The sequence below is a fragment of the Fulvivirga ligni genome (assembly GCF_021389935.1).
GTDB classification, from domain to species: domain Bacteria; phylum Bacteroidota; class Bacteroidia; order Cytophagales; family Cyclobacteriaceae; genus Fulvivirga; species Fulvivirga ligni.
The window spans coordinates 664,946-680,212 of the sequence record NZ_CP089979.1 but is presented as its reverse complement, the minus strand read 5'-3'; the positions used below and the strand labels follow the sequence as shown (position 1 = coordinate 680,212).

Genomic DNA, 15,267 nt, shown 5'->3' with positions numbered 1-15,267 from the left:
CAAAAATGTACTGTGTTTACAATAGATATAAATTAGGCTTTATTAATAATTAATTAACCTTTTTGGCTATAAAGGCATCGGTTATTTCGGCTTAAATTTGTAGGATGGTAAAAGTGAGTATGATATGAATTTGAGGAGAATGTTTCTGAATCTGCGTATTCGATTGAAGCTAATTATAGCTTTCGGATCGCTGTTGATGTTATCTGTGATTTTAGTGTTGGTGGCCATTAACTCTATTTACTCAATATTAGAGTTAAGAAATTTGGGAGAAAGTTTAGATAAAACTAATCTCAGAATGTCTCAGGCGGATATTTACCTTCAGGAGTTTGCGAATGAAGGCTATAAAGACCTGGGTTTTTTAAGCAATGGATCTAATGATCTTACTGATGGGTACACCAAGGAGATGGATTCGGTGATGAATGTGTTAGAAGGCATTCGTAATAAGGAGGTAATTACCAGTAGCGGTTTTACAAGTGAGCTTAACCGTATGGAAGCTGAGATAGTGAGTTTTGATGAGAAATTTGAGCAACTAGTAAGTTTATACAAACAGAGAGGTTTTCAAGACTATGGGCTGGAAGGCCAATTAAGGGCTGCCATTCATAGTGTAGAGAATTCATCCTTTCCTTATGATAAAGTGCAGATGCTCATGCTAAGAAGGCACGAAAAGGATTTCTTCTTGAGAAAAGACCTTAAGTATCTGAATAAATTCAATGATCAGATTGAAGCTTTTCTTGCAACTACTGTGGCTTCGGAACACGAAGAGGGTAAGCAGGAAGTAATTAGTGCAATAGAGAATTATAAAGGTAAGTTCAATGCTATCGTAGAGTTAGAAAGTGAAATAGGACTTAATGTTCACAATGGATTAGTGGGCCAGCTAAATGAGCATGCGGAGATTATTTCTGAAAAGCTACAGCTGCTAACCACAGAAATAAAACAGCACAATAAACTGCTGATTAACAATACGATCCTTCTGCTTGTAGGCCTGTTTCTTGGTCAGTTATTAATTGGTTTAGTACTGGTATTATTCTACAGCGGTATTCTTACCAAAACTATTAAGGAAATTAAAAATGCTATGGTGAGCTTATCTCAGGGTGAGTTTCCTGAAGAGTTGGTCATACGGTCTAAAGATGAGCTTGGCCAAACTAAAGTGGCTTTGAATCAGCTGATGGAGCGTATTAAAACGGCAGCCGGTTTTGCCAATAATCTTGGTCAGGGAAATCTTAAAGCGAAGTATGATGATAGGTTTAACAATGACGTTTTAGCTAAATCAATCATTTCTATGCAGGAAAAACTGATAGAGGCAGATGCAGAACAAAAAATTGTTAACTGGACCAATGAAGGCCTGGCTAAATTTAATGATATCCTAAAGAATGATACCGACCAGCTTGGAGTGCTCGGCGACAGGATTATCAGCCAGATGGTAAACTATCTGAACGTGAACCAGGGAGCTATTTATATCAATGAAGGCGAAGGCATTAGAAGGATAGCTTCATATGCTTATGATAAAAAGAAATTTATTGATCAGGTGATTTCTGTGGGCAGCGGCCTTATCGGACAAAGCGTGCTTGAGGGCGAAAGCATCTACATCAAGGAGGTTCCGGAAGATTATATGAAAATTACTTCCGGTTTAGGAGAAGCTACGGCAAGTTGTATACTTATTACTCCTTTAAAAATTAGAGACGAAATAGTGGGTGTTATTGAGCTGGCGTCATTTAATTTATTAGAGGATTATCAAATAGAGTTTGTCGAGCGTGTTTCTGAAAGCATCGCCAATATTATTAACGGCAAGAAAGTGGCAGAGCAAACCCAAAAGCTGCTGCAAGAATCTCGCGATAAAACGGCCGAGCTGATTTCTCAGGAAGAGGAGCTTAAACAGCATAATGAAGAGATGCTGGCCACCAGAGAAGAAATGGAGCGCCAGAAAAAAGAAATGGACAACCTTATAGATGAGCTAAAAGGACAACTAGCTCAACAATATCTGGAAAAGGGAGACCTAAGAAAAGCCTCGGAATTTACGGCTTAAAACAAAATACCCCCACTTATAAAAGTAATAGCAGGTAAAGTACCACCTTCGGAACTTTACCTGCTATCTATCCGTACACCTTTCAAGAGCAATCGCTAAATCGATTTTTCAATAAAATCAATTATTTACCACCTACATAAAATTTGTATGGTTTTAAGTATTGATTCTCGTATTTAGGGATTTTGAATATTCTGTGTACTTATCACACTGTTTTTTGTAGTATCTCTATTCACGCTAACGCTCAAATTTTAAAGTTTACTCATGAGATTATTTTTTATAGTTCTGGCTTCAATTATTACCCTGCACACCTCCTTTGCACAGGAGTATAGTCTTACAGGCCGGGTAAGAGACAATGTAAACAAGTCCTCTTTTCCAGGGGCAACAGTAATTTTAAAGACATTACCAGATTCCGTTTCAGCATATGGCGTTACTACCAGCCTGGAAGGAGTTTTTAACGTTCCGAAAGTAAAGAAGGGCAAGTATTTGCTTCAGATCGATTTTATCGGATATAAAACGGTAGTTCAAACTTTGGTCATCAATAAAAACATAGATCTGGGTGTGGTGGATATGGAAGAAGAAGCTACCACGCTTAATGAAATAGAAATAGTGGCCAAAGCACCTGTGAGTACTCAAAAAGGAGACACTACAGAATTTAGTGCCACCGCCTTCAAGACAACAAGAGATGCCAGCGCCCAGGATCTGGTGACTAAAATGCCGGGTATCGCGATCGTGGATGGTCAAATACAAGCACAGGGAGAAGCCGTACAAAGAATTTTAGTAGATGGTAAGCCATTTTTTCAGGGAGATGTGCAGACGGCATTGCAAAATTTGCCTAGTGAAGTGATTGCGGCCATTCAGGTTTATGATAAGAAAAGTGATAAAGCCGAGCTCAGCGGTTTTGATGATGGTGATCAGATGAAAACCATTAACATCATCACCAAGCCCGACAGAAGAAAGGGCCAATTTGGAAAAGGCTCCGTGGGCTACGGTACAGATTCCCGCTATCAGGCTGCAGCAAGCGTTAACCTTTTTAATAACGACAGAAGAATGACCGTTACTGGCCTCAGCAATAATATTAATGTAGTTAACTACACCGCTGATCCTAACAGCCAGGGCGATAGCCGTACTCAAAATGGTATTATCATTACCAATAACGCTGGGGTAAATTTCAGTGATGAGTGGGATAAATTAAAACTTTCTGGAGGCTACTATTTCAGCCATAGAGAAAATGAAGGAACAAGATCGGTGCAGCGTACTTATGTGCTGCCATCAGATTCTGGCCAGGTGTATAATGAGCAAAGCTTTACTAACAGAATCAATATGGACCACAATGCCTGGGCCAAGTTAGAGTACAGTCCTAATGATAACAACAGAATTATCTGGAGGCCTAATGCATCTTTAAAGCATGATAAAAACAATAATTCCTTTACCGGCCGTACAGATACAGATAACGGGCGATTGAATTCTACAGATAATGCTAATCAATCTCAGAACTCAGATTATGATTTTGATAACAACCTTTTTTGGAGTCATAAATTCAGCAAGAAGGGCCGAACAATCACTTTGCACAATAACGTAGGTTTTCATACTAATGAAGATAGAGCATCGAGGTATACGACCAATCAATATTTCACCCGTTCTGACAGTGTGGAAATACTGGATCAGACCATTAACCGTGATAGAGATGCTGTATCCTGGCGCGCAGGCATGACTTATACTGAGCCGCTGGGTGAAAAAAGTATGATGAAGGTAGAATACAATATTTCCAACAAAGTGAATGACTCTGATAAACTTACTTTTGATAATTATGAGAGAACCAGCCCAGCTTTAGATACTGCTTTAAGTAATACATTTGAAAGTAAATATTTTACTCAATCAGCTCAAGTAGGTTATCAGGTGAAAGGGGAGAAGTTGAAGCTTCAATTAAATGCGGAATATCAGCAAGCAAAACTGCAAAATGAGCAAGAGTTCCCTGCCACATTCGATACTAACAGAAACTTCCAAACAGTGCTTCCATCAGTAAGATTAGATTATGAATTTACGGAGGAGAAAAAGTTTGAACTTGATTATAACACCTGGACGAACACTCCTTCAATAGATCAGCTTCAAGCGGTGATTGATAACTCAAACTCTTTACAATTAAGAACGGGTAATCCTGATTTGGAGCAAGTGTATAATCACTGGATAAGAGCAAGATACAGAGCTCACACTGTGGAAGGTAAATCAATCTATGCTTCAGTGGAGTCGAATTTTACTGAAGGTTATATTACCAATGCCACTACTATAGCAGAAAGCCCTCAGCAAATAACCGAAGATGTAGTTTTAGAAAAAGGGTCTCAACTGATAAAGCCAGAAAATGCTGATGGATACTATAGATTCAAAACTTATTTCCACTACGGCTTACCAATAGAAGCCTTAAAGGTGAATTTTGATGTGCGAGGAATGGTGAATTATGATAGAAGACCAGGTATCATTAACGATCAGACCAACCTAACAAATAATACTAACCTTATGCTAGGATTCTCTTTCAGCAGTAACATTAGCGATAGACTTGATTTTAATGTTTCTACTCGAGGAAATTATAATATCGTAAATAACAGCACCAGACCAGCTATGAATAATGAGTATTACAATCAATCGACTCATTTCAAATCTACCTGGATTTTTGGTGATGCCTTCGTTTATAGAGCAGATGTTAATCACCGTCTAAACACTGGCTTAGCAGCAGGTTATGATAACAGCTTCCTTATTCTGAATATGAGTTTTGGAAAGAAATTCCTAAAGGATGATTTGGGAGAGTTAAGCGTGAATGTTTATGACCTTTTGGATGAGAACAATAACGTGGGAAGGAATGTGACTGAAACTTATATTGAAGATCGTCAGTCTAATGCGCTTCAGCGTTATTTCATGCTGACCTTCACTTATAACCTAAGACATTTCAGCAAAGGAGCTTCAGCGGAAGATTTTAAGGAGATTTAAAAAAATCTCCTTTTTACTGTCTGCCCTTCTAGCCAGTTAAGGTCTATTCCTATCGAAACTTCATGGGTGCTGTATCCGCTAGATACTTGCGGATCACCCATTACCAGCTCTCCGGAATATCCGAGCCGCATGCCGTTTTCCAGAGTGAGAAACAAATTCAGACCTGCATTACTGAAGTTTCGGGTGAAAAGTCCGGCCCATATGCGCTCTTTGAATAGCGCGCTTACCCCTAAATCATAGGATAGAGGTGCTCCTGAAACCATCCGTATGTTAGTGTAAGGCTTTATAAATGTTCTGTTTACTTCTAAAACAACCCCTGCGGTAGCATAATAATGAGGATTATATCTGGTGCCCTCAAAGCCAGCAATTGTTTCATTCATTTTCAATAGCTGAGGGGCAGAGATACCCACATAATATTTATCCGTTTTTGTGAACAACAAACCACTACCAATATTAAACTTGGAAAGACGGTCGTTTCCATTCATAAAATCTTCATCAGTAGGATCTTCTAGCAGTAATTCATTGAAATCATACTGTAACGAAATGATACCTAAATTAAGCCCAAATGTCAGCGATTGATCATTACCAAGATGCAGCTTGTACGAGCTACCAATGAACGCCCTCGTCTGAGTAGTTACTCCAATAGCATCATGATGAATATAGAGACCTGCCCCATATTTTTCGAGGGTAAAAAAGTATTAGCAGAAAAGAATACACTGGACGGAGCTCCTTCTACATCGCCCCACTGGTTTCTATAGTGCAGGTCGATGTTAGTGAAATTATGAGCGCCCGCGTATGCCGGATTTATTGGCAGTTGATTAAACTGATAGGTGCTTATAATGGCATCTTGTTGCGCTTGTGCACTGAGTATAAGCATGAACAAGCAAATGGAGAGAGTATATCTTTTAATCATGGCTATCTTCTCAAATGTAAAAAGCCTGTGTACTCGGTGTTGCCAGCCAGAATAACATAATAGTATGTTCCAGCTACCAATGATCCTGCACTGCCCACATTTCCCTCGCCCGCAAACCTTCTGGCGGCATTGTCATTATCATAATCAGTGATTTCAAATACTTTCTGACCCCAGCGGTTAAATATTTCCACTTTATTATCGGCGAAAGATTCTATGTTCTCTATTTTGAAAAAATCATTTTTACCGTTGGCTCTGGTGGAAACGCCGTTATATATAATCAGCTCTCCGGTACCTCCCGTATCAGGTGTGTCCTGAGCTAATAGGCTTTCAAAAAAGAAAATGGTATCTGAAAATCTAAAGGCACCGAATATGTCGATGTCACCATCCAGGTCCATATCTGCTGCCGCAACGGCCCAGGATAATAGGCTCCTTCTACTTCAGGATCATATTCACCATGATCAAATATTATTCTCTGGGTGAAGTTCTCATTACCATCATTTTCCATCCATCCTACCAGGTCGCGCTCCTGCGAGATGTAGATAACATCCATATCCCCATCGCCATCAACATCAGCGGCCTTAGTGTCAAATGGAGAAGTGATATCTGCTGCTATTTCATGACGAGTAAAATTCAAATCTCCATCATTTTCATACCATCCCAGATTACTTAGGGAGGCTGCTGTGAGGATGTCAACATCACCATCATCATCCATATCCACCCCATGAATGCCGACATAAATTCTTTGAGTTCCATCTACAAGGTGTTCTGTAAATGCTTCTTCACCATCATTTTCCAGCCAGATAAGTTTATCCACGTTGGTGGTGAAGGGTTGAGTTTCGCTACTTACAATAATATCCATGTCGCCATCAAAATCCATGTCCATAGGGTAGGCCTCTGTGGCATCAAGGCTAAATCCGGTAATGTTATGCTCCGTAAAATTTTCAGCGCCATTATTTTCATACCATAGTAATTTTGCTGGTGGTGATACGGGGACATAACCACAGGCTAAAACATCCATATCACCATCTCCATCAAAATCTATGGCATATATTTTATAAGGGCGGGCAGCGTTATTGGCGATAGCATGTTTGGTGAAGTTTTGAGCACCATCATTCTGAAACCACACTAGAGTGTCTTGCTGGTTTCCGGCCAGAATATCCATGTTACCATCTAAGTTAAGGTCAGCCAGGAATACACCAGTAGCCTTAATGGATCCGGCTATGTGTTCGGTGAAGTTTAATTCGCCATCATTCTCATGCCACGTTACAATACCACTGCTGGCCCAAGGTACTACCAGGTCTAGATCGCCATCGCCATCAATGTCGCCTGCTTTTACATCAAAAGGACTTATCAGATTAGAAGATATAGATTTATCATTAAAGGCAGGTTCTACGCCTTCACTTGCTTCAGTAAGTATGTTAAACTGAAAGCTGTAGCTAGTACTAAGCGCCTGATCAGAAGTATTTTCCAGATTTGTGGTTAGGGTTACTCTGATTTCATCGCCTCGGATGAAATCTTCATTAGGAGTAAAGGTTATCGTGCTCGTACCACCACCAGCAAAGCTGCCTTCTATTTCACCTGACTGATAACTTACTATAAGAATGTTTGAGCTGTTGACCGTGGAAGCTTTTACAGGACCATCAAATTCAAATGTAATAGGGTTAGCCTCATTGTAATTAGTGCTAGCCGAAGGAGCTGTACTGATCACCTTTAAATTTTGAGAAAAGGTTAAATGGCTTCCCAAGACTAGCACTAAAAACAAAAGGGTGGGTGTACTAAAACACTTAGTCGGTTTGTTTATATACATTAACTAGCTATGTTTTAGGTCAGCAAGATGGGAAGAACAAAAAAAAATGATTGCTACGTATGTAACAATCATTAACTCATTTGTAACATCCTCTCAAATTGCTGAAAAACAGTTATTTAAGAGGGTTTAATTTTCTTATTTACACAGTTCTTTTATCGAAGCTTTAGCATCATCAGAGCCAAGTTCTACTGCTGTATTTAAATCAAGGCAACCATCATAGTTGTCACCCTTTTTAATTTTTGCCAGTCCTCTCTGGTGGAAAGTTTCAGGATCAGTAGGGTAAAGCTCTATTGAGTAAGAATAGTCTTCCACTGCTCCAGCATAATCTTCCATGGCAGCCTTAGATAGTGCGCGGTTATCATAATACACGGCATTATAAGGGTCAATCTCTATCGCCTGATCGTAATCTTGAACGGCACCTTCATGGTCATCTAAATTATACTTGATCACACCTCTGAGATTATAGGTGTCAGGATCTTCATTGAATAAAGCTATAGATTGATCATAGTCTGCTAAAGCTCCTTTATAATCTTCCATAGCACTTTTGGCTAAGGCTCTGTTTTCAAACTTTACAGGATCTTTAGCATCCATTTCTATTGCCTTATCATAGTCTTTTAAGGCTTCCTCTACTTTATCAATATTATATTTAGCCACACCTCTGTAACTATAAACGTCCGCATCTGACGGGTCTAACTCTATAGACTTGTTATAATCTTCAATAGCCCCAAGGTATTCTTCAAGCTCGGCTTTTACTACTGCTCGGTTAAAGTACTTATCAGCATCTTTAGGGTCTAGCTCTATGGCTTTAGAAAAATCAAAAAAGGCACCTTCTAAGTCTTCTAGATTATATTTAGCAAAGGCTCTATTGCTATAAGCATCAGCCATTTTAGCGTCAAACTTGATGGCTTTGCTGTAATCTTCAATGGCACCTTCATCATCACCCAGGTTAAACTTGGCATTACCTCTTTCATTATAGGCATCGGCATAAGTTGAATCTAGTTCTAGGGCTTGAGTATAATCACTGATAGCTCCATAAAACTCACCTAGCTCATTTTTTGATTGCCCTCTAAAATTAAAAGCCTCTTTATAATCTGCCTTAGCTTTTATGGCTGAAGAGAATTGTGTAACGGCCGTTTTGAAGTCAGCTTTCTCCATGCTTTTTATTCCCTGATTGAACGAATCTTCTGCAGACTGTGCATAAGACAGCAGAGGGAATATTGTAATAAGTATAACAGCGATTAATCTCATGTCTAAAGTTTTAGGTTGTGATTATTTCAAATATAACAAATATGTGATTAGGTGTTCTTAATAAAACCAAGTCCTACAGGGTGGTTAAGCATCCATCCGGTGAGGCTATAACGGTTTTTGTGCGCCAGAAGTACTTCATGCTCTATGATCTCGCTTCTGAAACAAGCCAATTTTCCAGCTAAAGGCTGCACGTCCCTTTCTTCTCCATCTAAGTATAAGCGTAGTTCACCACCATCACCAGGTTGCCAGTTATCATTTAAATAGCATATAAAAGAGATCTTTCTGGCGCCATCTCCCTGAAATTGATCTAAATGTCTTTTATAAAATGATCCTGGAGGGTAGATAGTGAAGTGAGTTTCGTAATCTCTTATGCCTAAAAAGCAGGTTCTGTTCAGATAATCCTTCAGCTCGTTAATCTTACTTAAAAACTCTTTCACAGGTTCAAAAGCGTTAGCCGGATCTATCCACTTAATATAGTCTCCACGAATTTGCTTGTCAAGCATGAAATCATCTTGCTTACCGATTCCAGCTCTTTTGAAATTATCCTGCTCTTTGTGGTGTTCAAAAACCTCTCTTATGGCCTTTACCTCTTCTTCTGAAAGGAAGTGATCGGTGATGGCAAAATCTTGAGTCGCCAGCTGATCCGCAATCGACTCAAGCCAATTATTATTATTGACCATTCATATTATTAACTTGCGGCAAATGTAATGTTTACTTTCAAAATAATTTGGTATGATTATAGTTTAATACATAGCGACAAATATCGAAGTAACATTTCATGCACAGAATCGTCTTACCTCAAATGACCAGAATAATAGCAATAACTATCTTAAGCCTTTTGGCCTTTTCTTGTACTACACCTAGTGAAGCCCCGGTTTTCAAGCAGGTAACTAATATTGAAGTGACCAAGGTGGTGGGTAAAACGGCATATTTGAATGCAGATGCCTTCTTTTATAACCCTAATGATGTGCGCATGACCTTAAAAAAGATAGATGTAGATGTATCTGTGGAGGGTAAGAAAATAGGCAAGATCAATCAATCATTAAAAACTAAAATCCCGGCTAATTCTGAATTTAAGGTGCCTTTAGATGCTACTTTTGATATGAGCCAAATGGGTTTTCTGAATAGCATTATCAGTATTTTAGGTGGTAAGAAAGTGAAGGTTCACTACAGTGGTCATATTAAATTAACGCTTCATGGTTTTCCTGTTAAAGTACCAGTAGAGTATGATGATGAAGTGAGAATTTAGAAAGAAACTCTAAGTTCCACTCTTCTATTTCTTGCCCTGCCGTTAGCAGTATCATTTGGTGCTAGAGGCTTTGTTTCTCCGTAATAATTGAGTACCAATTGATTCTCTGGAATTCCTAAGCCAATCAGAGCAGATGCTACTGCATTAGTTCTGGAAGCAGAGAGTTTGGTGTTATATTCTTCTGAGCCAAAATTATCGGTATGTCCTATCAGGAGTACTTTAGAGTCAGGGTGGTTCATGTACTGATGAATGACCTTGGTAAGCACCGTTTTGGCAGACACCGGAATGTCTGATTTATCAAAATCGAACTCGATATTTCCCAGGCTGATATTACGAGGTATCTTTTTTGGTTTGATGATAATATCATCATTTACAAGCTTCAGGCTGGCCAGTTCTTCAGGTGCTTTGAGCAGCTTATCAATTTTTACTACCTGCTCACCTTCACTACGGAAAGAGCCGCCTTTCAGGAAGACACCCGAATCAAGAATGCCATCACCAACATCTGCGATGGAGATTTTAATATGGTAAATTTCATTTGGAATTACTGCACATCGGGTGGTGAGCACGGTGGTGAAACCATCAAATTGAATGTCATAACTTGGCGGTACTTCTGGTTGTAGATAGTTTTTGTTTTCTACCACCTTTCGGTTACGCACGTCCCATATGAAAGGATCGGTGGTATTGATATAACCGTTATCCACATAATATTGGCTGTTCATTTCATTGTTTACCGTGTTCACGGTGATAGGAGTAATACCATCAGGGAGCTTAGCAATATTCACTTTATCAGTGCCTGGGCCTTCAATAAAAAATCCAAAAACGTCATTAAACTTAGAGCCAACGTACTCCAGATACTCTTCTGAAGCAAATACAAATTCAAAATAGAGGTTTTCGGATTGTGTAACGAAGTCAAATTCTAAGGTAGAGGCGTCGTAGGTTTTTCCTCTGGCTATTTGGTCTAGCTCATGATCACCAAGGGCATCACTGGCCCAGCCAGATCGAGGGTTTTTGTTGGGTCCCGCTACATAGAAAGCATTACCAGAGGTAAGCAGAATTCCGTTGGATATGCCCACAGGTTCGTTTGGATCAGAGTATTTGCCAATGGCATATTTCTTACCTTGAAAGTTAACATTGCCAACCACTACTCCCTGGCCCAGTAACACATTGTTTACCAGCTCAGTAGGAGAAAGTGTAGTATCAATCTTTATTTGCCCATGCACATCAGTTATGAAACATAAACAGAAGAAGGTAGCGACTACCAGACCAATATTTTTTAAAGAGGTCCTCATTTTTCATCATGATGTTATCTTAAGAAATACCCCGAAACCACTATGACAACTGGAAAGGAGCTAGAATATAAACAAAATGTGGCTAATTTTCTCTCTTTATGACTTGAAATATTTATAAGCTAATAATTTTTTATATTCAGCCATGCGTGTTACTCCAGATGAGAAAGCCCATGTTCGAACTCTCCTCGTGCAGGGAAAAAAGATAGAGGCCATTAAGTTTCTTAGAAACAACTATAACCTGAGCTTGAGGGATGCTAAGGAAATGGCAGACCTTATTGATGAGGATATTCGAGAAGATGAATATACCTACAAAAGGAAAAAGGGAGCTAAAAAGGTGATTTCTCTGGCCCATGGATGTTTATCAGTATTCTTTGGAATCATGGGAGCAGGCTTATTGGCGGTAGCTATTTATATTTTCATGGGTCAGCTATCAGTGATTCAAGAAGGGGAAAAAGTTACTGGAGTAGTGGTGAGTGACCCCAATCAACCAGTGATTGAATATACATTGAATGGGCAACAGCACACTCACGTGTCTAATATCAGCTCTGAACCACCCAATTATGTGATAGGTGAGGAGGTGGAACTGTTTGTAAGTCCGTCAGGTGAGGTGGTTATCAATACTTTTTCTGAACGCTATCTGTTCATTTGCATCATAGGCTTTTTTGCTCTCATGCTTATGGCCGTGGGTTATGGCGTTTACAGATCATTTAAAAAAAAGATAGTGAACTGAGCCTTACTGTAAAAAATATTCCCTTTTTGCTATCTTTATAGGCATTATGTTTAGGAATCTGGACGGGAATTTTTTCTTTATCGTGTGGAATATCATTGTAGCTTTCGGAGCTGCAATATTGGCCATTCTGAAACCATTAGACATGGTTTTCTATATTCAAGACGATATTAATTATATGCTTTGGTATTGGGTGGCCAATGTTATTTTCATTATAGACATCCCCATCAGCTATTTTCAAATCAGGTATATTCAGGATGATTTTCTCATGGCAGATAAATCAGTAGCGAAGAATTACATGCATGGCTGGGTGATTTTCGATATACTTTTGGCCTTTCCTTATGGGTTATTCATTCCTAATGTTGTGGTTAGACTGCTTAGGGTTTTTAAGTTGGTCAAGATAGCCGCTCTCATGCGTTACTTCCGATCCAGAGAAGTGAAGTATGGCAACTCACTGACCATCATCTTCTTCTTTTACTGGTTTGTCATCGGTACCCACTGGCTTACCTGCGGGTGGCTGGCACTGCGAGGAGTAGAGTATACAGAGAATATTTTCGGTAATTATTTAAAGGCACTTTATTGGGTTAGTACCACCTTAACCACTGTCGGTTATGGAGACATCACGCCTAATACTAATGCACAATATATCTATGCGATATGTTTGCAGGTGATGGGAGTAGGTGTGTTTGGTTATATCATTGGTAATATCGCCGGCTTTCTTACCAGAAAAGATCCTGCTACCGTACGCTACTTTGAAAATATGGATAGACTCTCAGCTTTAGTGAGATACAGAAATATTAGCAAAAAGCTCCAGCGAGAGATTCATTACTTCTATACTTATCAATGGAGAAAAAGGATGGGTTATGATGAATCTACTTTCTTGGCGGGCTTACCCAGAAACCTTCAGCGAGAGCTTTCTTTACAGTTAAAAAGAGATGCAATTGAAAAAATTTATCTTTTTGAAGATGCCAGCGAGGCCTTCATTACTGAGATAGCCATGCATTTGACCCAGGTGGTGCTTACCCCGGACCAGGTGCTGTTTGAAGAAGGTGACAAAGGAGATGGAATGTATTTTGTTCTTAGTGGTGAACTTATGGCGATGGATCGCCAGCGAAATAAAGAATACAGCACCTTTAAACCAGGCTCATTCCTGGGAGAAATAGCTCTTTTTGAACATAAGCGAAGAACGGCCACTATCATAGCTAAAGACTACTGTGACCTTTATAAGCTGGAAAAATCTACTTTTGATGAGGTAATTATGAAGTTCCCTGACATTGCAGGGCCAATAAAAGAGGAAGCCGAGAAGAGGAATAGAGAGAACATTCAGCACAACAAGGAGATTTAAGTCACTTTGCTCTCTTCGTAGTAGTTTTTAATGTACTCATTATAATATTGACCCTTAGAAATAGAATGCATGAGGTCAAAATGAACCTGATTGGGCACATCAAAATATTGATAGATATCGCCGCTGTCTAAAAACTTAATTTCTAAGGTTTCTGATACTTGCCGGTAGCCAATAGACTCTATAACACTAGATTTCACATATTTTCGATGCATAATAATTAAACAAAAAAGGAGGCTGATAGGCCTCCTTTCGTTTATTTATTTTTGCTTCGCAAAGTGCTTGTAAAACATGGTGATGGTCTCAATTCCTTTGAAGTAATTGAAAAGGCCATAGTGCTCATTCGGCGAGTGGATAGCATCAGAGTCTAATCCGAAGCCCATAAGTACAGTATTTACTTTTAGCTCTTTTTCAAAAAGGGCTACAATAGGAATACTACCACCATCACGTGTAGGGATTGGAGTTTTGCCCCAAGCTTCTTCAAATGCTGCACTGGCTGCCAGGTAAGCAGGTGAATCTGTTGGAGTAACAGCGGCTTCACCACCATGGTGAGGCGTTACTTTTACTTTCACAGACTTTGGTGCGATAGATTTAAAGTGATTAGTAAAAAGCTCAGTTATCTCTTTTGATACCTGATCAGGCACTAATCTCATTGAAATTTTAGCGTAAGCTTTAGATGGCAATACAGTTTTGGCTCCTTCACCAATGTAGCCGCCCCAGATTCCGTTTACATCCAGCGTAGGTCTTATGCCCACTCTTTCTAAAGTTGTAAATCCATCTTCGCCTTGTACATCATCTATATCAAGATCTTTTTTGTATTCGTCAAGATTAAATGGCGCCTTATTCATAGCTGCTCTTTCATCAGCAGTTAGCTCGGCCACTTTATCATAAAATCCTGGGATGGTGATGTGGTTGTTCTCATCTTTTAGCGAGGCAATCATCTCACATAGAACATTGATCGGGTTAGCCACAGCGCCACCATAAACTCCAGAGTGAAGATCTCTATTAGGGCCTGTTACTTCTACTTCAAGGTAGCTTAGTCCTCTAAGACCCACTGTGATAGATGGATCATTGTTAGAAATGATCGCTGTATCAGAAATAAGAATAACATCAGCGGCCAATTTCTCTTTGTTCTCTTTCACAAAGATGCCAAGGTTATCAGATCCTACTTCCTCTTCACCTTCAATCATAAACTTGATGTTACAGCTAAGCGTATCTGTAGCCATCATGGTTTCGAAGGCTTTTACGTGCATGTACATCTGGCCTTTATCATCGCAGGCACCACGCGCGTAGATTTTATCATTTTTTATAACAGGCTCAAAAGGAGGTGAATCCCAAAGCTCATATGGGTCAGCAGGTTGTACGTCATAATGACCGTAAACTAATACGGTAGGTAGGCTTTCATCTATGATTTTTTCACCATAAACAATTGGGTAGCCAGCTGTAGGACAAACTTCTACATTATCGGCTCCCGCTTTTTCAAGGTGAGACTTTATAACATCTGCAGTTTTAAGCACATCGTCTTTAAACTTGCGGTCGGCACTTACAGATGGTATTCTTAAAAGGTCCAGAAGCTCATCAAGAAACTTCTGCTTATTACTTTCAATATATTCTTTACTAGTCATTTTAATGGGATTTATTAAGAATCCCAAAGGTAGCCGGATAATGTCAATTATGCCAATTCTTGGCA

The 15,267-nt window shown here is 39.4% G+C and carries 14 protein-coding genes; 5 read left to right on the top strand and 9 right to left on the bottom strand.

The window, feature by feature from the left end; translation table 11 throughout:
* Nucleotides 1-124: 124 nt before the first annotated feature.
* A complete protein-coding gene (locus LVD16_RS03025) occupies nt 125-2,023 on the top strand; it encodes a GAF domain-containing protein (RefSeq protein WP_233772110.1) in 1,899 nt (632 codons plus the stop codon).
* Nucleotides 2,024-2,284: 261 nt separating this feature from the next.
* Entirely contained in the window at nt 2,285-5,002 is a 2,718-nt protein-coding gene (locus LVD16_RS03020; protein ID WP_233772109.1) for an outer membrane beta-barrel protein, read from the top strand.
* Here the strand turns inward: LVD16_RS03020 and LVD16_RS03015 are convergent.
* The 6 genes from LVD16_RS03015 to LVD16_RS02995 form a co-directional block, all read right to left on the bottom strand.
* Nucleotides 4,999-5,646 carry a PorP/SprF family type IX secretion system membrane protein gene (locus tag LVD16_RS03015; protein ID WP_370687645.1) on the bottom strand — a complete coding sequence of 216 codons (648 nt, stop codon included), beginning with the start codon at nt 5,644-5,646 and terminating at the stop codon, nt 4,999-5,001. The genes LVD16_RS03020 and LVD16_RS03015 overlap by 4 nt on opposite strands.
* Nucleotides 5,637-5,915 (bottom strand): type IX secretion system membrane protein PorP/SprF, encoded by a 279-nt coding sequence (locus LVD16_RS27855; protein WP_370687636.1) that lies wholly within the window; start codon nt 5,913-5,915, stop codon nt 5,637-5,639. Before LVD16_RS27855 ends, LVD16_RS03015 begins: the two co-directional genes overlap by 10 nt.
* Before the next feature lie 2 nt (nt 5,916-5,917).
* Entirely contained in the window at nt 5,918-6,310 is a 393-nt protein-coding gene (locus LVD16_RS03010) for a T9SS type B sorting domain-containing protein (protein WP_233772108.1), read from the bottom strand.
* Nucleotides 6,232-7,623: an FG-GAP-like repeat-containing protein gene (locus LVD16_RS03005; RefSeq protein WP_233772107.1), complete on the bottom strand. Its 1,392-nt coding sequence runs from the start codon at nt 7,621-7,623 to the stop codon at nt 6,232-6,234. Before LVD16_RS03005 ends, LVD16_RS03010 begins: the two co-directional genes overlap by 79 nt.
* A gap of 234 nt (nt 7,624-7,857) precedes the next feature.
* Nucleotides 7,858-8,970, bottom strand: a complete 1,113-nt coding sequence (locus LVD16_RS03000) for a tetratricopeptide repeat protein (protein ID WP_233772106.1) — start codon at nt 8,968-8,970, stop codon at nt 7,858-7,860.
* Between the two features lie 47 nt (nt 8,971-9,017).
* Nucleotides 9,018-9,650: a 2OG-Fe(II) oxygenase gene (locus LVD16_RS02995; RefSeq protein WP_233772105.1), complete on the bottom strand. Its 633-nt coding sequence runs from the start codon at nt 9,648-9,650 to the stop codon at nt 9,018-9,020.
* 98 nt (nt 9,651-9,748) lie between these two features.
* Between LVD16_RS02995 and LVD16_RS02990 the strand changes: the two genes are divergently transcribed.
* The gene (locus tag LVD16_RS02990) at nt 9,749-10,219 is read left to right on the top strand and encodes an LEA/WHy family protein (RefSeq protein ID WP_233772104.1); all 471 of its coding nucleotides are present in this window, start codon (nt 9,749-9,751) and stop codon (nt 10,217-10,219) included.
* On the opposite strand, the gene LVD16_RS02985 is transcribed toward LVD16_RS02990, so the two are convergent.
* Nucleotides 10,216-11,508, bottom strand: a complete 1,293-nt coding sequence (locus LVD16_RS02985) for an OmpA family protein (RefSeq protein ID WP_233772103.1) — start codon at nt 11,506-11,508, stop codon at nt 10,216-10,218. The genes LVD16_RS02990 and LVD16_RS02985 overlap by 4 nt on opposite strands.
* 142 nt (nt 11,509-11,650) lie before the next feature.
* On the opposite strand from LVD16_RS02985, the gene LVD16_RS02980 reads away from it, so the two are divergent.
* Nucleotides 11,651-12,238, top strand: a complete 588-nt coding sequence (locus LVD16_RS02980) for a DUF3592 domain-containing protein (protein WP_233772102.1) — start codon at nt 11,651-11,653, stop codon at nt 12,236-12,238.
* 46 nt (nt 12,239-12,284) lie between these two features.
* Complete coding sequence (locus LVD16_RS02975) at nt 12,285-13,580, top strand: cyclic nucleotide-gated ion channel (protein ID WP_233772101.1); 1,296 nt, start codon at nt 12,285-12,287, stop codon at nt 13,578-13,580.
* Here LVD16_RS02975 and LVD16_RS02970 read toward each other — a convergent pair.
* Both LVD16_RS02970 and LVD16_RS02965 read right to left on the bottom strand, forming a co-directional pair.
* Nucleotides 13,577-13,792: a KTSC domain-containing protein gene (locus tag LVD16_RS02970; RefSeq protein WP_233772100.1), complete on the bottom strand. Its 216-nt coding sequence runs from the start codon at nt 13,790-13,792 to the stop codon at nt 13,577-13,579. The two genes, LVD16_RS02975 and LVD16_RS02970, sit on opposite strands and share 4 nt — an antisense overlap.
* 45 nt (nt 13,793-13,837) lie before the next feature.
* Nucleotides 13,838-15,202 (bottom strand): dipeptidase, encoded by a 1,365-nt coding sequence (locus tag LVD16_RS02965; RefSeq protein WP_233772099.1) that lies wholly within the window; start codon nt 15,200-15,202, stop codon nt 13,838-13,840.
* Between the last annotated feature and the right edge of the window lie 65 nt (nt 15,203-15,267).